General features: G+C 67.9%; 13 protein-coding genes and 6 pseudogenes. 8 read left to right on the forward strand and 11 right to left on the reverse strand.

Annotation, left to right across the window (positions count from 1 at the left end; genetic code table 11):
- Window positions 1-177 precede the first annotated feature (177 nt).
- Window positions 178-482, forward strand: a pseudogene (locus QF027_RS00500) (MarR family transcriptional regulator); the annotation flags it as partial.
- On the opposite strand, the gene QF027_RS00505 reads toward QF027_RS00500, so the two are convergent.
- A complete protein-coding gene (locus QF027_RS00505) occupies window positions 479-907 on the reverse strand; it encodes a hypothetical protein (RefSeq protein WP_307072059.1) in 429 nt (142 codons plus the stop codon). The pseudogene QF027_RS00500 and the gene QF027_RS00505 overlap by 4 nt on opposite strands.
- A gap of 447 nt (window positions 908-1354) precedes the next feature.
- Here QF027_RS00505 and QF027_RS00510 point away from each other — a divergent pair, with 447 nt between their 5' ends.
- Window positions 1355-2674 carry an MFS transporter gene (locus QF027_RS00510; RefSeq protein ID WP_307072060.1) on the forward strand — a complete coding sequence of 440 codons (1320 nt, stop codon included), beginning with the start codon at window positions 1355-1357 and terminating at the stop codon, window positions 2672-2674.
- 2 nt (window positions 2675-2676) lie between these two features.
- On the opposite strand, the pseudogene QF027_RS00515 reads toward QF027_RS00510, so the two are convergent.
- Window positions 2677-2900, reverse strand: a pseudogene (locus QF027_RS00515) (hypothetical protein); the annotation flags it as partial.
- Here QF027_RS00515 and QF027_RS49405 point away from each other — a divergent pair.
- The 3 genes and pseudogenes from QF027_RS49405 to QF027_RS00525 all read left to right on the forward strand — a co-directional run.
- A pseudogene (locus QF027_RS49405) lies at window positions 2893-2985 on the forward strand (dienelactone hydrolase family protein); the annotation flags it as partial. The pseudogenes QF027_RS00515 and QF027_RS49405 overlap by 8 nt on opposite strands.
- Before the next feature lie 999 nt (window positions 2986-3984).
- Entirely contained in the window at window positions 3985-4704 is a 720-nt protein-coding gene (locus tag QF027_RS00520; protein ID WP_307072061.1) for a CBS domain-containing protein, read from the forward strand.
- Window positions 4705-4821: 117 nt separating this feature from the next.
- On the forward strand, window positions 4822-5250 hold the full coding sequence (locus tag QF027_RS00525; protein WP_307072062.1) for a hypothetical protein: 429 nt from the start codon (window positions 4822-4824) through the stop codon (window positions 5248-5250).
- Between the two features lie 51 nt (window positions 5251-5301).
- Here the strand turns inward: QF027_RS00525 and QF027_RS00530 are convergent, their stop codons facing one another.
- Entirely contained in the window at window positions 5302-5793 is a 492-nt protein-coding gene (locus QF027_RS00530; RefSeq protein ID WP_306971904.1) for a DUF4265 domain-containing protein, read from the reverse strand.
- Between the two features lie 70 nt (window positions 5794-5863).
- Window positions 5864-5908, reverse strand: a pseudogene (locus tag QF027_RS49410) (hypothetical protein); the annotation flags it as partial.
- 259 nt (window positions 5909-6167) lie between these two features.
- Here QF027_RS49410 and QF027_RS00540 point away from each other — a divergent pair.
- The gene (locus tag QF027_RS00540) at window positions 6168-6509 is read left to right on the forward strand and encodes a DUF6207 family protein (protein ID WP_306971931.1); all 342 of its coding nucleotides are present in this window, start codon (window positions 6168-6170) and stop codon (window positions 6507-6509) included.
- Here the strand turns inward: QF027_RS00540 and QF027_RS00545 are convergent.
- A complete protein-coding gene (locus QF027_RS00545) occupies window positions 6431-7174 on the reverse strand; it encodes an SOS response-associated peptidase (RefSeq protein WP_307072063.1) in 744 nt (247 codons plus the stop codon). The two genes, QF027_RS00540 and QF027_RS00545, sit on opposite strands and share 79 nt — an antisense overlap.
- 336 nt (window positions 7175-7510) lie before the next feature.
- Window positions 7511-7747, reverse strand: coding sequence for a hypothetical protein (locus QF027_RS00550; RefSeq protein WP_306971900.1), 237 nt, complete (start codon window positions 7745-7747; stop codon window positions 7511-7513).
- A 387-nt stretch (window positions 7748-8134) separates the two neighbouring features.
- Here QF027_RS00550 and QF027_RS00555 point away from each other — a divergent pair, with 387 nt between their 5' ends.
- Entirely contained in the window at window positions 8135-8671 is a 537-nt protein-coding gene (locus QF027_RS00555) for a 2'-5' RNA ligase family protein (RefSeq protein WP_307072064.1), read from the forward strand.
- A gap of 19 nt (window positions 8672-8690) precedes the next feature.
- Here the strand turns inward: QF027_RS00555 and istB are convergent, their stop codons facing one another.
- Both istB and istA read right to left on the reverse strand, forming a co-directional pair.
- The gene (gene istB / locus QF027_RS00560; protein WP_307072065.1) at window positions 8691-9452 is read right to left on the reverse strand and encodes an IS21-like element helper ATPase IstB; all 762 of its coding nucleotides are present in this window, start codon (window positions 9450-9452) and stop codon (window positions 8691-8693) included.
- Window positions 9449-11103, reverse strand: a pseudogene (gene istA / locus QF027_RS00565) (IS21 family transposase). Before istA ends, istB begins: the two are co-directional and overlap by 4 nt.
- A 256-nt stretch (window positions 11104-11359) precedes the next feature.
- On the opposite strand from istA, the gene QF027_RS00570 reads away from it, so the two are divergent.
- Window positions 11360-13342: an amino acid transporter gene (locus tag QF027_RS00570; RefSeq protein WP_307072066.1), complete on the forward strand. Its 1983-nt coding sequence runs from the start codon at window positions 11360-11362 to the stop codon at window positions 13340-13342.
- 234 nt (window positions 13343-13576) lie between these two features.
- Here QF027_RS00570 and QF027_RS00575 read toward each other — a convergent pair whose 3' ends face one another.
- From QF027_RS00575 to QF027_RS00585, 3 genes and pseudogenes are all read right to left on the reverse strand, one after another.
- Entirely contained in the window at window positions 13577-14113 is a 537-nt protein-coding gene (locus QF027_RS00575) for an SMI1/KNR4 family protein (protein ID WP_307072067.1), read from the reverse strand.
- A gap of 567 nt (window positions 14114-14680) precedes the next feature.
- The gene (locus tag QF027_RS00580) at window positions 14681-15643 is read right to left on the reverse strand and encodes an Lsr2 family DNA-binding protein (RefSeq protein WP_307072090.1); all 963 of its coding nucleotides are present in this window, start codon (window positions 15641-15643) and stop codon (window positions 14681-14683) included.
- 39 nt (window positions 15644-15682) lie between these two features.
- Window positions 15683-16903, reverse strand: a pseudogene (locus tag QF027_RS00585) (IS256 family transposase); the annotation flags it as partial.
- Window positions 16904-17186: the final 283 nt, after the last annotated feature.

Raw genomic sequence — 17186 nt, forward strand, 5'->3', positions numbered from 1 at the left:
CGATCCGGGCGCCGTCACAAGGGGTACCAGTAACCGTCACGATCTGTCGGTCGTGGCAGTCACCGATGCGAACGAAGTCAGTGGTCCGTGTGGCTTGCCGCCTCTACGTCAAATCCGACCTCTCAAAAGATCGATGACATCAGGCCCGTACGACATGGTCCGCAGCGGCGACGAAGGGACATCCCACCCGACGGCCGCGGCATGACCATCCCTGAACTCCAGCAGGCCATGACCTCTTACATCAGGCCCGAAGACGACCTGAAGGCAGAGGTGGAAGTCCTGCTGGAGCGCGGTTGGCTCACCCGCGGTGCCGGGGGACGACTGTGGATCACCGAGTCGGGCGAGGAGGCTCGTGTCGGTCTCAAGCAGCACGCCCCGGCCATCCGGGCGCGCATCCACCAGGGCTTGATGACGCCGGCTACGTCACCACACTGAAAGTGCTCCAGCAGATGATCCGAAACGCGGGCGGCACCCTGGCTTAGCCGCAACCCCGCCCTGCCTGCATCGAGTGGGGCCCCTCCGCCAGGCAGCATCTGAGTCTAAAGCGGAGCTCGAACGGGAGAGACCAGTTGGAGGTCCGGAACCCGCAGGCCACTCTGCCGCAGTTCGGGCACTTCGCGGGCCGGCAATGCTTCATCACCGGCTCCGTGTCCGGGCCGGCGGCCGGGCGGCGCGAGAGACAGAGGGCGGTGGATGCCTCGAAGCAACAGTCGTTGAGGACGCCCGGACAGTAGGTGCGGGCCGGGTTGGCGAGCATGCTCCGCAGCCGTGCGGCATCCACGATGCGGCCGGGGAAGTCGCCGAGTTCGTCACGGACGCGGGCGAACTCCGTGGCCAGCCGGGGTGGCATCCGCACTCCGGCCTTGAAGTCCTCGTACTGGTCGAGGAAGTGCTCCAGTCGGGCCATCTGTTGTTCGTTCCCGACCTCCTTGCGGAAGCCGGAGGCTGAGCTGCCGGCCTATCCCTCGAACATCGCGACCTTCATGTGCTTGTACTGAATCTTGCCCGCGACGACCCCGAACGCTGGTAGGCGATGTGCCAGGCGACCTTGTGGACGGGGTTGGGGACTGACCGTTAACCGTTTCTGAGCCTCTGGCCCGCGACGCCCGGACTCTTAAGTGGGTGCCTTGCTCGCCCGAGGCTGCTGCTAGCGTGTGTTCGTGCCGAAAACAGACAAGGTGCGCCGTCGCTGAGAGCGACGGCGCAAAACCCCAGTTCTCGCCGTCGCTCCTGACCCCTGGCCAGGAGCGTCTTTGTGGCGCTCGGATTTCCCAGTTCCGGAGCGCACCCCATGTTTGCCTTGTCTGCTCGTCAACGTCGGCGTGTCCTTGTCGCTGACCTCATCTCCACAGCCGTGTTCCCCCTCGCCATCACCGGATCGACGGCTGTCGTCCCCGAGGTGACCGCCCAACTGCCGGGGGCGGATGCCCTGGGTCCGTGGATCGTCCTCGCCTACAACGGGCTCTTCGCCGCTGCTCTGCTGCTGGCGGGAGCGACAGCGGACCGCAGCGCCCGCACCCGGTTCTTCGCCATCGGCAACATCGTTGTCGCAGGCACCGGGTTCTTGTCCGCCCTCGCTCCAGACCTTTTGACTCTGGTGGCCCTTCGCACCGTCGCCGGCATCGGAGCGGCCATGTGCGCCGCCGGCGGATCGTCGATGCTCTTGGCCGTGTACCCGCCGGAGGAGCGGCGTCGGGTGTACGGCTACGCGGGCGCCGTGCTGGGCAGCAGTCTGGCATTGGGACCGTTGGTTGCCCAGGCCCTCATGGCCGCCGGGGGCTGGCCCCTCGTCTTCGTCGCACCGGGGGCCGTCGCCACAGTCGCTGCCTTGGCCACGCTCACGCTTCCGGGCCTTCGCAGCTCCGCAGTGTCCGAGAACTTCGACCGTGCCGGCGCTGTTCTCTTTGGGGTGACCGTGGCCGCCGCAGTGACCGCACTCGGTCTGGGCTTCGGGGCCGGCGTCCCGTGGTGGGTGCCGGTCGCACTCGTCCTCGTCGCGGCAGCCAGCGCCATCGGACTCGTCCGCGTAGAACGGCGTGCATCCGATCCCGCGATACCCGTGGACCTGTTGCAGATCCCCGCCTACCGGGCGTACGCGCTGGCGACGGGCGCTTTCATGGGAATGCTCGTGGTGGGTTTGGCCGTGCTCCCTCAGCTTGGCTCCGCCCAGGGCATGGGCGCAGGCGGGGCAGCGGTGATGCTCAGCCTGCTGACCGTGCCATCGACGCTCCTTCCGCTTCTTGCCGCACGGATCGCGCGCCGATGGGCACGGCCGCTGGTGACAACCGCGCTGTTCACCTGCGCCGTCACAGCGGTCATCCTCCAGGCGACCAACCACCCTGCGGCCCTTCTCCTCGCAGCCGCGGTGATCGGGCTGTGCCTTGGACTGACCGAAGGCGTCCCGGACGGGCAAGCACTCCGCTACGTGCCCTCCGAGCGCGGAGGGGCCGGCGCCGCACTGTTCAGCACCACGCGGATGAGCCTGGAAACCTTCACGCTGGCGGCTGCCACCGGACTGATGGCGGCTCTCGGCACCTCATCCGGACTGGCAGTCGCCGGAGCCGTGTGCCTCATCGCCGCCCTCGTCGTCCGGCAAGCTGTCCCCTCCCGCGACACCCGGTCACAGCCCGAGAGTCTGGGCTCGGACATCAGCGGACCGGCAACCCAGCGGTAGCTTCAGAGTGGGTCAGAGGAGAGGGGCGCGGGCCCCGTCACCGCGTGCCGTGGGTGGTAGCCGACGCCGGGGACCACGGGGTGGTCGACCGGCGGGTGGTGGAAGGCGTGCAAGGCGCCGCCGTAGACCGCGAGGCGCCAGTCGACGCCCGCGGCCTGCACCTGGCCGTGAACGCGTTCCGTTGCACGGGCAGCATGATCGGGTCTTCCGATCCGACCCCGGCCCAACCGCGGACCGACCCCGACCGGATCGCCGCCGTCGGCTACGGCACCGGGGGCGCCATCGCGCTGGAACTCGGGCGCGACGGCGTCATGGCTGTGGACGAAGGTCTGGCGCGGGTGACGGCACAGCCGTCGGTCCCGATAGCCCGGTTCTGGCACTCGACACGCTGTCCGAGCGATTGTTGGAGACGTTGTCCGAGCGATTCTTGGAGACGTGGACAAACAGTCCCGTCTGGCCGGGAACTGGTGGCGTGGGCGATGACACAGCCATCGATGTCGACAGCCCGGCCGCAATGACTACTCCGAGCAGGGTGATTCCGACCCGAAGCCACCAGCCCGCGATGGCAGGTGTGATTCGTCTTTTCCGCAACGGGACCTCCGTACCCATGCGACACACGCCAAGGCGGGCCAAGGCGGCAGCGCTTCACAGTGATGGCGCGAAGCATAGGAAGGCCTGTCTTTTCGACGCGAACGTTGGACCGTTCTGCGGCGAGTCACCCAGCACTCACACCCAAGCGGCGGAATCTCACACCAGACATGCCCAACCACCGTTAAGGCCGTACGACACCGGCATACGGAAGTTCACCGGGAACCCTCACACCTCAGCACGGGAGATCCACACAACACGAGCCACGTTTCCGCAGGCCGGCAAATTCCGTCGGTAGCCCCTGGTCCGAACAGCACCGCGGGCCGGCGGTCGACACCGGCCGGTCTCCCTTCGCAGCGAAGGCTGAGCGTTCTCACCAAAGGTTGGGCGGAGAGGCTTCTTCTCACCGAAGGTCGAGCGCGTGCCATCGCGGCCTGCGCCGAGGCCGGTAGCCTGCCCGCTGACCGGCGAGCGCCTGTAGAGATCCGGGACTGGTGAGCTCGCATGTCGAGGTGTCGCGTAGGCGCGGCTGAAGCCCGCAGCTCAATGACGCTGAGTGAGCGGTCAGAGGGTGACCTGATCATCCCCATCGACAAGCGCAAGGGCCAGGCGCCGGCGTCGCCAGCATCTACCGCGCACTCGGTCGCACTCCTGGCCGTGGGACCGCCGGCCCTCCCCGCCAGGCCGAACGTCACTGGCCGCCGGAGCGGCGCGGTGCTGTCATGGGTAGAGAAGACGGCGTGGACGAGCCGGCAGGGGCGCGGCCGCCCCGTCGCACAGCGGAGGAGGCCGATGCCATGCTGTACCGCCGCACGGTCGGTGACGTGATGACCGAGGATGTCGTCACCCTCCGCCCCAGCACACCGTTCCAGGAGGTCGCCGCCCTGCTGGACGCGAACGACATCGTCGCGGCCCCGGTCGTCGACGACGACGGCGCTCCCGTCGGTGTCGTGTCCGCGTCCGACGTGCTGCGGCACGAGACCGGCATGCCCGAGCCGCAAAGTCAGGACGGGAACGACGAACGTGCCTGGGGCAAGGCCCGGGCCCGGACCGCGGGCGCGCTCATGAGCAGCCCCGTCTTCACCGCCCGCGCCGACTGGACGATCCCCCGGGCCGCACGGGAACTCCGTAAGCGGCACGTTAAGCAGCTGCCGGTGGTCGGCGACGACGGGCTCCTCACCGGCATCGTCACCCGCAGTGACCTGCTCGACGCCTTCATCCGCTCCGACGTCGAGATCCGCGGCGAGGTCGAGCAGGACGTCCTCGGGCGCATCCTCGGCCTGGACGAGGGCACCGTCGCGGTCGAGGTCCGGGACGGGGTCGTCACCCTTCGGGGGCACGTCCCGGAACCGCGACTCGTTCCGGTGGTCGTGGGCCTCTGCCAGGGCGTCGACGGTGTCGTCGCCGTGGACGCCCACCTCGCCGCCGCCTGGGCGGGCTAGGTGTTCTGCCCCGGGAGTCCGGCCGCAGCGGCAGGCCGACCACCAGGTGCAGTCGAGCAGATCCCGTGGGTGTCGTGGCGGTGGGCGTAGTCGCTGCGGTCGGTGTGCCAGGCGGGCGTGATGCCGTTCTTCTGTGCCTTGGTGGCGCGGGAGCGGACGCTGCGCGGCCCGCAGAATGCGCTCCTGGTAGGCCTTGTGCGTGTCACTGACCGGGACGATGTGGCGATCTTCGTCTTCGCGCCGCTCATGGACGGCTTCGCGGCGGCCGTTGGCCCGCAACCGCAGGTACATCGGGGCTTGCACACCGGCGTCCTGGCACACTCCCCCGCACAGCAGGTCCCGCTCACCGACTGGGACATTGCGGTCGGCGTACATCTTGTCCATGCGGTAGACCATGTCCCACAGATCCGGATGCTCCTCATGGCCGAGGTCATCGAGATTCAGATCAAGATGCATACGCAGTTCTTGTGCCAGACGATGTTGGCCACCCACTACCCGCCCTTCAGCCTGAAATGCCGTCAAATCCACGGTAGGACACGGCACTGACAGTCGGGAGAGACTCCGAAACAGGGCCGGCGGGAACCAGCCGCAGCGCGGTCAGCTCCGCGTGGGTGAGAACGGCATGGCGTCGGCCCATTCCCAGAAGGCGCCGGCCTCGTCGACTTCCCGTTGCAGCAGGGCGAACAACGGGCTCATGTCGGTGCCGGGAGGCACGTCGATGGCGACGAAGTGCTCCCCGTGCCATTCGCTGAGCAGCCCGGATTCCTTGATCGAGTTTTTGATGAGGCTGATGCTGCGGCCAAGTCGCGCAGCGTCTGTGCTCGGTCTGAGCAGTGTGCGCAGGACGCGGTGTCCGCTCACCTGGGCAACTTCGACCACGCAAGCTTCCGGTGACAGACGGACCCGGTCTCCGAGAGCAAGGCCGTAGGTCATGAAGGGGATACAGGCCACCGCGTATGTGCCGTGCTCTTCGGGCTGGAGCCACAGCTGCTCGATCTGCCCGTCGAGGCCGAAGGGGGTCAGATCGGCCTGGGCGATGTAGTTGCTCTCGGCCCGCCCGACCGGGTCCTCGTGCACGATGTACTGCATCTCCGCCCCTCTGCCTGCTCATCTCGGCGAAGATCGTCCCATGGCGTCGGCTGGCGAAGCCGATCAGGTGCGCTACTACTGATACCTCTCCGATGACGTCCTTCGACAGCACCATGCCGCCCAGCACTGACTGCTCTGCCTCGAGGTCCTGCGGTGGCAGGCGGTCCAGGTCGACGCCCCAACTCGCTGGCCAAGCGCGGATACACGACGACGCCCGCGTCACCGTCGAGACGTTCACCCTGCCGAGGAGAGAGGGCACACCGATGACCAGCGGCCCGGATGACCAGCGCGTACAGGCGGCCGTACGACGGCACCACGCGGTCTCTGCACGAGGCCTGCTGGAACAGTCTGTTGAATAGCACCTTCGATGAAATCTGGACGCCGTCGCCCAAACATGGGGGACGGCGACGGCCGAGGGTATGACGCGGGACCCGGGTCATCCCGGCGTGCGGATCCGCCTGTATGCAGATCTGCGGCAGGTACTCCCCCAGGCGGCCGGAGGGGAGAGTTGTCCGGGATGCAGTGAGGCTGGCTCCGTCACTACGGGGGAAAGTGACGGAACCAGCCTGAGTCCACGGTCTCATACCCGCCCCCGCCTCGCTCGTTCTTACCGCAGTTGGCGCAATCGCCGACAGCCTTACGCAGCCCGCTCGTCGAGGAGCTGGGGGCCGTTGTTGCGGACGTTGTTGACGGCGGTGGACACGGGCCGGGCATGAAGGTGGCCTTCGGCCGGCTGGCCGAGCAGAGCCCGCAGCTCGTCGAGGTCCTGGTGGCGGGGGTCGAGCCAGGCGTCGTAGTGGTCGCGGGTGAGGGCGAGCGGCATGCGGGGATGGACGCGGCCGGCCGCGTCGGTGGCCTCGGTGGTGATGATGGTGCAGGTCATTAGCCAGGCGGCCGGGTCATCGTCCTGTTTAACGGCCGGGTCGCGCCAGTACTCGTACAGCCCGGCGAGTGCCATCACCTGCTCGTCCTCGGGGTGGATGAAGTACGGCTGTTTGCGGGCCTTGCCGGTGGCCGGGTCCTTGATCTGTTCCCACTCGTAGAAGCCGTCGGCGGGCAGCAGGCAGCGGCGCCGGGTGAAGGCGCGGCGGTAGGCGGGCTTCTCGTGCACCGTCTCCACCCGCGCGTTGATCATCCGTGCGCCGACCTTCACGTCCTTCGCCCACGACGGCACCAGGCCCCAGCGCAGCGGCCGCAGCTCCCGCTGGACGGTGTCGGTGTCCTCTTCGCCGCGGGGTGCGCGCTCGAGGACCGCCCACACGTCGTCGGTCGGGGCGACATTCCAGTTCGGCGCGAGCGTCTCCTTCGCTGGAACGTCGGGTACCTGAAAGAGCGGGGCCAGTTCCTGCGGGCTGCGAGTGGAAACGTATCGACCGCACATACCGCCACTCTTCCACCAACGCTGTGGTGCCCAACAACGTCAGCGTCGTCTCGCGTGAGGGAGCAGTCGCCGAGGACGGCGTACGAGGAAGGGGATGGAGAGGGCGCCGTTCGCGGAGCTGCCCGATTCGGCATTCGCAAAGGCCGAGAAGACGCTGCCGCGCGAGGCGTCAGCCTCGTGGTGTGAGGGCGCGCGTCAGGGCGAGCCCGTCGATGACGGAGAGCTGGCCGACGGACGCGCGGATGTCCTCGCCCTCCGGGTCGTCGGTGTCCCCACTGCGCTAGCCCCACGGGGCGCCGAAGGCGGCGTCCGGGACGTCCCAGGCCATCTGCTCCGCTACTCGATGTAGCGGACCGCCTTCTTCACCTCAAGCTCCACGCCGGCCCGCACCGCGCCCTGCTCTTTCGCATGCACGGTGACCGCGCTCTGCACGTCTTGTGCAAGGTCACGCCATACCTGCCACGCGGTCTCGTAGGCGGGAGGGTCGCCTTTGGTGCGCAGGGTTTGGACAGCCGCGTGCGCCTGGTCGGCGGCGCGTTGCTTCTCCACGAGTTCTTCGAAGGTGTGTGCCACGTAAGGACCTTAAGCCGTGCACAACTGGTCCCCTCCCCGCGACGTGCGCAGCAGGGAGCCAGAGGGCCGACCTCACGGTGGACGACGACAGCATCTGACGACGGTCAGATGCGCGGACTGCAAGTCCCGGAGGGCGTACGGAGGGCGCCGTCTGGCCTACCCGCTGTCCCGGCTGCGGAATCGCACCGTGGGCGTGGCTTCGAACGAGTCGATTGGCCCCAGGGGAACGAGTCCGCTGGCCCCGATTAAGCGATCTTGGGTGCTCGTCGTGAACGAGTTGATTGGCCCCACCGGAGCGAGGGTCGCGTTTGGTGTCGACCGCGAATTCAACCGCCCGCGTTCGTAATCGGGTCGCTGCCGTTCTGGGCTCGCTGATACATATGTGCGATGGCGAGCGACGACTCCAGTGAGTTTCAAGCAGGGCAGTCGGGACTCATCGTGAGGGTCCCCGAGGCAGAACCTGCTGTTCGAGCGTGGCGTGAGCGGCTGGACCCCTCAGCCCGTGCGGGTGTTCCGGCCCATGTCACCGTCCTCTTCCCGTTCCTCGACGAGAGCCGCATTGACAGCGGTGCTTGCGCTGCCATCGGAGAAGTGATCGGGCGTCACCGGCCCTTCGAGGCCCGGTTCGAGCACTGCGGTCGATTCCCGGGGATCTTGTATCTCGTCCCCGAACCGGACATCCCGTTCCGCCGGCTCACCGAGGCGATCGCGGACCGGTGGCCGGAGACCCCGCCGTTCGGCGGGCAGTTCGACGAGGTCGTCCCGCATCTGACCATCGCCCAGGGGCAAGACGATGCCGTGCTGGAGGAGGCCGAGGCTGACCTTCGCAGCCGGCTTCCCGTCACTACCCGCGTGTCGTCGGTCGATCTGATGGTCAACGACGGAACAAGGTGGCAGCAGCGAGCGTCGTTCGCGCTCCGGTGATCCCTCTGTTGGCCATCGGTCAGCCGCCGCCCAGCTGGGCCTTGGCGTGCGCGAGACGGTAGGAGTCGCTGCCGGTTTCGATGATGTTGCCGCCGAAGGTGAGGCCGTCCACGATGGCCGCGCAGAGCCGGGGGTCGGTGAACGTCTTGGTCCACGAAGAGAACGACTCGTTGGAGGCGATCGCCATGCTGTTCTTCTCCTCGCGCTCGGTCAGAACCTGGAACAGCAGCTCGGCGCCGCGCCGGTCCAGCTCCATATAGCCCAGCTCGTCGATGCAGAGAAGATTGACCCGTCCGTAATGGGCGATGGTCTTGGTCAGCAGCTTCTCGTCGGCGGCCTCGACGAGCTCGTTGACGAGTTTGGTGGCCAAGACGTACTTGACCCGGAAGCCGGCCATCGCGGCCTCGGTGCCCAGCGCGATCAGCAGGTGTGACATGCCAGTGCCGCTGTCACCGATCAGACACAGCGGCAGCCCTTTGCGAACCCAGTCGCACGAGGCCAGGGTATGGATGGCCGCCGGGTCGATGGCGGAGTTCGCGTCGAAGTCGAACGTGCGAAGGGCTTTTTCGCGAGGGAAGCCCGCGGCCTTGATCCGGCGCTCGGAGCGACGGCGGTTGCGGTCGTCGCACTCGGCCATCAGCAGCTCGGCCAGGAACCCGCGGTGGGTCATCTGGTCGCGGGCGGCGCCCCGCATGGTGGGCAGGCGCAGGTCGCGGCAGGCCGCGTCGATGGCCGCGTCGGCGGCAGGCTCGGTCAGACCACGGGGACGAGTGGCGTTCATGGCTGAGGACTCCCTTGACTGGAGGGACGCCCGGCCGACGGCCGGGTATGGCGAAGGAGCTGGTCGTAGGCGGCCACCGAGGGCAGCGGCCTGGGGTCCGGGGGCAGCGCGGCCAGCCTGAGCGCGGTCAGTGACACCACCGGAGAGGCGATACGGCCCAGCGCCGTGTCCGGGCCCGGCTCGGCAGGAGTTTCACGTTCGGCGGCCAGACGGGCTTCCAGAGCCACTGCATCCGAGGTCAGGGCCCCGGCCCGCAGTGCGGCGGCGATCCCGGCGACGACGTGGTCGTGGCTCATGTGCCGGTGCAGCAACAGGACCTCGATCAGCGCACGGGTGCCGGCCGTGTCCCCGTGGGCCCGGCAAGCGGCCTCCCACCAGGCGTCGTGCACCGGGGTGAACTTGCCCGCCGCGCGGGCCTGGTCCAGCGCGGTCGCCCCGGGCAGTGCGCCCGGCTTGCGCAGCAGCCCTTCCAGGTAGTGGTCCAGGTCCAGGCGGCTCCCGCCGCGTGTGACGAGGCGCTCGTGCCGGGCGATTTCCGCGCGGCCGTCGTAGACCACTACCTCGGAGGCATGCAGCAGGACGCGGACCTGGCGGCCGATCAGCCGTACCGGCACCGAGTAGTGGTTCTGCCGCACGGTGATCTGCGCGTAGCGGTCCACCCTCGGAGTCAGGAGCCGCCCGGTCTCGAAGTGGTCCTCGGCAGCGGTTGCAGCAGGGGTCTTTCGATGGCGAAGTACTCGCCGACGGTGCGCGGGCGCTCGCCGATCCGGCGCTGGTCGTCCTGCCGGTCCCACTCATCGATCCGGGCGTTGAGCTCGGCCAGGGTGGTGACATCACGGACGGGGACCAGGTGGTTGCGGCGGAACCGGCCGACTTCGCCCTCGACGCCGCCCTTCTCATGGGCGCCGTCGATGCCCGGCTGGCAGTAGAAGGCGTCCAGGCCCGCCCAGGAGCGGAACGCGGTCCAGCGGTCTGTCTCCACCCGGGCCCGGGTGAAGCCGAGTACCCGGGCCACCGCGGAGGGGAGGTTGTCATAGCGGACCTTGCCCCTGGGTATGCCGCCCAGCACCTGGAAGGCGTGGACATGGCCCTCGAAGAAGGCTTCCTGCCCCTGCGAGGCCGACACGTGGTGCACGGCCTTCCCGGAGAACGAGAGCCGGAAAACGAACAGGTAGCACAAGGTGCGCACGCCATCGAGCGTGATGTAGACGCCTCCGAAGTCGACCTCGGCCTCCTCGCCGGGGCGGTGCGTCTGCGGGATGAACACACTGGGAGGTCCGCGGCCCTCCTCGACCCAGATCTCGGGCTTGCGGCGCCTGATGTAGTCCCGTACCCGGCCGTAGGAGACGTTGTCCATGCCGTGCTCGTCCACCAGCCGGTCGAAGACCCGCTTCGCGGTGTGGCGCTGCTTGCGCGGAGCATCCAGATCAGCACGCAGAATCACGTCGATCAGATGCTTGTAGGGGTCGATCACCGACGGGCGCGGAGGCATCAACTTGCGCGGCGTCGGCCACGGGGACGTCAGAGCTTCGCGTACCAGACGCCGGTGGACCCCGTAACGGCGCGAGAGTTCGTGGATCGACAGCTTCTCGGTACGGGAGTCGCGGCGGATCGCCGCGAAGAGCTCAACCTTGGTTCTCGGGCCATCCATGCGGGCCCCCTGACTATCGGAAGCACATTGACCCTGGAGATTCAGGACCGGCGCCCCTCCTGTCGAATCCCACCTCGCTTGAACGGTGTTGAGGCGGGGCAGGGCGGCAACGGGAGCGCTTGCGCGGTCGACGGGATGTGGACCCGGTGGGTCGGCGGCGCCGTGAGGCCCGCATACTCGGTGATCGTTGCGGTGCCGTGAGTGCGGTGACCGCTGTGGCCGGTGCGCTGTACGGGTGGAAGGGCTGTTGGGGATCATGTCGGACGCGAACGAACTGGCCGTTCCGGAAGTGGTGGACAGTCCCGCTGTCCGGGCGCAGCCGAGCGGCAGCCTGGCACGCTGGCTGCTGCGTCACCGGGTACAGCCGGTCGGGCCGGCGGCGGGTGAGGGGCATACGGAGCCGCACGCCTGGTGGAAGGTGATGTGCCTGACGGGGGTGGACTACTTCTCCAGCTTGGCGTACGTACCGGCGATCGCTGCGCTCGCGGCCGGGGCGGTGTCGCCGTTGGCGACGTTGCTGATCGTGGCGCTGACGCTGGTGGGGATGCTGCCGATGTACCGGCGGGTGGCCCGGGAGAGCCCGCACGGAGCCGGGTCGGTGGCGATGCTGGAGGATCTGCTGCCGTTCTGGTGGGGCAAGCTGTTCGTGCTGGTCCTGCTCGGCTTCGTGGCCACGTCGTGGATCATCACGATCACGCTGTCCGCGGCGGACGCCTCCGTCCACATGATGGAGAACCCCTACCTGCCCCATGCCCTGCACGGCCACGAGGTCGCCATCACGGTGGCCTTGTTGCTGGTGCTCGGAGGGGTGTTCCTGCTCGGGTTCAGCGAAGCGGTCAGCGTGGCCATCCCGCTGGTCGCGGTCTTCCTCGTACTCAACGCGGTGGTCATCGCCGTGGGTTTGACGGATGTGTTCACCACGCCGGGGGCGTTCTCGGCGTGGACGGACGCGCTCGGCGCGGGCGGAGGCGGATTCGGTGACCTGGTGGAGCCGGCGCTGGTGGCGTTTCCGCTGCTGGTGCTGGGGCTGTCCGGTTTCGAGACCGGGGTGAGCATGATGCCCCTGGTGTCCGCCGAAGGCGCCGATCCCGAGCAGCGGCTGCGCTCGCGTATCCGCAACACCCGCAGGCTGCTGACCACCGCCGCGCTCATCATGAGCGTCTACCTGCTGGCCGCGAGCTTCGTGACCACCGTCCTCATTCCGCACAAGGAGTTCGAGCCCGGTGGCGGCGCCAACGGCCGGGCCCTGGCCTGGCTGGCCCACGAGAACGTCGGGGAGGCGTTCGGCACCGTCTACGACGTCAGCACCATCCTGATCCTCTGGTTCGCGGGCGCGTCCGCCATGGCGGGGCTGGTCAACATCGTCCCGCGGTACCTGCCCGACTACGGCATGGCCCCGGAGTGGGGACGCGCGGTACGCCCCGTCGTGATCGTCTATACCGTCCTCTGTGTCCTCATCACCCTCGCCTTCGACGCCGACGTCGACGCCCAGGCCGGCGCCTACGCCACCGGCATCCTGGCCATGATGGTCTCCGGCGCCTTCGCCGTCACCGTCTCGGTCGTACGCCGCCGCCGACGCACGGCCGCCGCGGGCTTCGCGCTGCTCACCGCGGTGCTGTTCTACGCCCTGGTCGCCAACATCGTCGACAAGCCCGACGGCATCTCCATCTCCGGCATGTTCATCGCCGGCATCATCGCCGTGTCACTGATCTCCCGGGTCTCACGCACCACCGAACTGCGCGCCGACCGCATCGTCTTCGACCCGGCCGCCCGCCGGTTCATCACCGACACCCTCGCCCACGACAACGCCATCAACATCATCGCCAACCGGCGCCAGGCCGGCGACGGCGCCGAGTACTCCGCCAAGGAGCGCGAACAGCGCGGCAGCAATCCCGTGCCGGCTCCGGCCGACGTGCTGTTCGTGGAAATCGACGTGATCGACCCGTCCGACTTCAGCGAAACCCTCACCGTACGCGGCGTCGAGGTCGACGGATACCGGATCCTGCGCGCCGCGGCCCCGGCCGCCCCGAACGCCATCGCCGCGATCCTGCTCGCCCTGCGCAACGCGACGGGTGTGCAGCCGCACTGCTACTTCGCGTGGGCCGAAGGCAGCCCCCTGATGCACATGTTCCGCTACTTCCTGCTGGGCCGCGGCGACACCGCCCCGGTCACCCGCGAGATCATCCGCAGCAACGAACCCGACCCCGACCGACGCCCCGGCATCCACGTCGGCGGCTGACCCGGGGGACCGCGACGCAGGGTGAGCGACTTCTACGACCGCCACCGCGCCGCCGACGGCACGGTCCAGGACTGCGGCTGCCGGCGGCGACCGGGGCTCACTCCAGGCCCTGCCAGGCCGCCTGACCCGCTTGAGCTGGCAGACGCAGTCCGCCAGCTCGCCCCTCCAGTGCTCCGGCCACGGCGGAACACCTTCCGTGTCCCGGCACCGGCCTCCGCGCTGCGAGTGAAAACCTCAGCAGGAAGCTGTCAGCTGCCGGTATTCGTACATGGTGAGCGGGAAACGGGAGGTGAGCACGTCGGATTGCACGTCGCCAGGGAGAGCGGCGAGGAGGAACTCGGTACAGGTCATCGGGTAGTGCTCCCAGCGGTCGCCACGGGCCTCGTTCACCATGGCCGTCCACTGCTCGGGGTTTTGGCCCGGTTTGACGAGCCAGTAGAGGCACTCGCCGTTATCGGTGGTGGCCCAGGGGATGACCCGGCTGCCAGCGTCCGCAAGTCCGTCGGGCTTCTTCTCGAACTCCCAGAGCCCTTCAAGTGCTTCGGTCTGCTGGTCTTCCCACTCGATGAGGTCGTAGTTGTCGTTGGGGCAGCCCGGTTCGAGGAGGTAGAGGTAGTCGTCCCAGTTGCTGCCGCCGTAGGCGCGAATGAGTTCTTTGTAGTCGGTGGGGAGGGTGACGCCGAGCTGCTCCTGGACCGCGTCCCAGTCCGTGCGCCGGGGCTCGGAGGGCGGTGTGATCAGCTGGGTGAGGCGGGCGAGTGCGGCGTTCATGAAAATCTCCCTCTGTGGGTGTTCCGTTTCTTTGTGGGTTTCCGTCGGGGAGACATGAGCATGATCTCGCCTGTTGACGCCAGGTCTGCAGGCACATTGACCGGAGGTGGTCGGTCACCGCGAGCCACGGGCGGCGCTCCTCCGTGCTGCTGAAGCCCGGCGCTTCCTGTCATGCGCATGCGGCTTCGCTCGACCCGGTCTCCGGCCGTGCTGGCTATGAGTTGCCCCTGGCCGCCCGCTCTGCGAGGTCGCCGAGACAGACATTCGTGAACACGGCATGCAGGGCACCTGCTCGCACTGCGTGGACATCATGTTGCGGGATGGCCTGACGCTGGCCGTGGGACAGCGGTTCTGACGTGCTGAACGCGTCTCTCACTGCCCGCGACAACCACCGTGAGTCGCTAGCAGAACCCATTCCCGGGCGCGAAGACCCAATGCAGGACGTTCGGCCGCCTGCCTGCGAGTCGAGGTCACGCATATCTGGCCGGCTCGTCGAACCGGCGCGAATGCGCTTGCACTCCTGCGGCGTACCCAGCCGGACATCCTCAGTGGCCGAACGGCCGAGCTTCACTCCCCTCCTTGTGCGGCTTGCTGCCAGGCGTCGTGGACTGCTGCGGGGATGCGGCCTCGGTCGGGGACGTCGTAGCCGTTGGCACGGGCCCACTCGCGGATGGTGTTGGTGTCGACCGACCGGCTCGCGGGGGGCGCTAGCGGTGCTGCGTTGTCACGGCGGGAGGGCGTGAAGGTGATGCCCTGGTGGAGGACGTCCGTGGGAAAGAGGGGGATGTGGAGTTCGCCGCTGAGGAGGTCGGTGAGGAGGTCGGTCAGGGTGCCGTCGAAGGTGTACCAGTCGTGGCCGCGGGCTTCGTTGATGGCGATGCGCCACGTATCGGGCTCGGACTCGGGTTCGGTGATCCAGAAGAGGTAGTTCCCGTTGTCGGTGACTCCCGCGACGAGGAGGTGCCGGGGGTCGTGGGGCACGGGGAAGGTGCCCTGGTCCCGGTCGCGCTGGAGTTGCTCCTGGACGCTGGCGGCCAGGGGCCCGGTGAGGCTGCCGGACGGGTGGTAAATGTGCAGGAAGTTGCAGAAGCTGCCCGGCCCGTAGACGGCGGCGAGCTCTTTGTAGTCCCGGGGCAGCGGGCGGCCGAGGGTGCTTTCTGCGGCCGTCCAGTCGACCGCGGGTGGAGCCGCGGGAGGAGGGCAGAGGCGGATGAGGTCGTCGATGGTGCTCACAGGAGTCCTCGTCGGTGCCGCTGTTGCTGCTCGTGCGGCGGGATTGTCCAGAAGCTGGTCCAGGGCGAAGCCTTTGGTGCCGTGGGCTTCGAGCTGAATGTCCTTCGGGACCGAGTCCGGCAGGTCGTCGCTGTATTCGAGGTAGACGTTGTAGGTGATGACTTCGCCGTTGTCCTTGACGGCGTTGTAGATGTCCTGTTCGTGGTCGCGCATGTCGGGGCTGTTGGTGGGGTTCTGGGTGATGGTGAAGAGGTTGTCGAGGGTGTCGCCGGATCCGCCGAGCATCCGGGCCAGCATGTGGCCGCGGGCCTGGTTGTAGTCCGCCAAGGAAGCCGGGCTCCAACGGGCCTGGCCCTTGCCCGTGGGGTCGAGCGACATGATCGCCATGTAGACGCACTTCAACGCGGCCTGCTCGTTCGGGAAGTGCCCGCGGGCCTTGACCGCCCGGTGGATACGGGCGTTGACCGACTCGATCGCGTTCGTCGTGCAGACGATGCGGCGGATCTCAGTGTCGAACCGCAGGAACGGGGTGAAGTCCTCCCAGGCGTTCTCCCACAGCTTCACGATCGCCGGGTATTTTCTGCCCCAGGCGTCGGCGAACTCGGCGAACCTGTCCAGGGCGGCCTCCTTGGTCGGCGCCGTATAGACGGGCTTCAAAAGCTTGGCGATCTTGTCCCAGTCCTGACGGGCGGCATAGCGGAAGGAGTTCCGCAGCAGGTGCACGACGCAGGTCTGCACGATCGTCCGCGGCCAGACCGTCTCCACCGCCTCGGGCAGGCCCTTGAGCCCGTCGCAGACCAGCATCAGCACATCGCTCACGCCGCGGTTCTTGATCTCGGTGAGGATGTGCGGCCAGTGCTTGGCGCCCTGGCCGCCGTCACCTGCCCACAGCCCCAAAATCTCCCGCCGGCCCTCGGTGGTCACGGCCAGGGCCACGTAGATGGGCCGGTTGGCCACCGCACCGTCGCGGATCTTCACGTGGATGGCATCGATGAAAACCACCGGATAGACGGCGTCGAGCGGCCGGCTCTGCCATTCGGCCATGCCCTCCAGCACCTTGTCGGTGATGGTGGAGATGGTCTGCCGGGAGACCTCGGCGCCATAGACCTCGGCCAGGTGCGCCTGCACCTCCCCGGTGGTCAGGCCCTTCGCGGCCAGCGAGATGACCATCTCGTCGACGCCGCTCAGGCGCTTCTGCCGCTTCTTGACGATCTTTGGTTCGAAGGAGCCGTCGCGGTCGCGGGGCACGACTATCTCCACCGGTCCGACATCAGTCAGGACGGTCTTGGAGCGTTTGCCGTTGCGGGAATTGCCGCCGTTCTTGCCAGCCGGGTCGTGCTTGTCATAGCCGAGGTGATCGGTGATCTCGCCCTCCAGGGCGGACTCCAGCAGCCGCTTGGTCAGCTGCTGGAGCAGCCCGCCCTCACCGGTCAGCTGCAGACCCTCGGCCTGGGCTCGGCCCACCAGCTCGTCGATCAACTGGTCGTCCACAGCCTTTGCCTGCACAGCCTCCACGGACTCGACAGCCTCGGATCCGGACACGTTCTCACTGGTCATCGATGCACCTTCCATGATCGGGAGTTACACCGAACGTCTTACAGTCCCGCCCCGGCCTCAGCTCCATGCCGCTCATCGTCCATGCGCTACCGATCCTGGCCGAGATCATGTGGTCGATTCTGCTGTTCCTCTGGCCTCGATCGTTCATGAGGGTCCGTCAGCTTGCTGACGGACCCTCATGAACGATCGAGGCCAGAGCGCCTCATTGCCCGCTTGGACCTGAGGGGCATACGTGACTGCTGCAGATGCCCTGGGCGATGCCGGACCTTCCCTGTTGCGCGAG

This window comes from Streptomyces canus (assembly GCF_030816965.1).
Classification (GTDB): Bacteria; Actinomycetota; Actinomycetes; order Streptomycetales; family Streptomycetaceae; genus Streptomyces; species Streptomyces canus_E.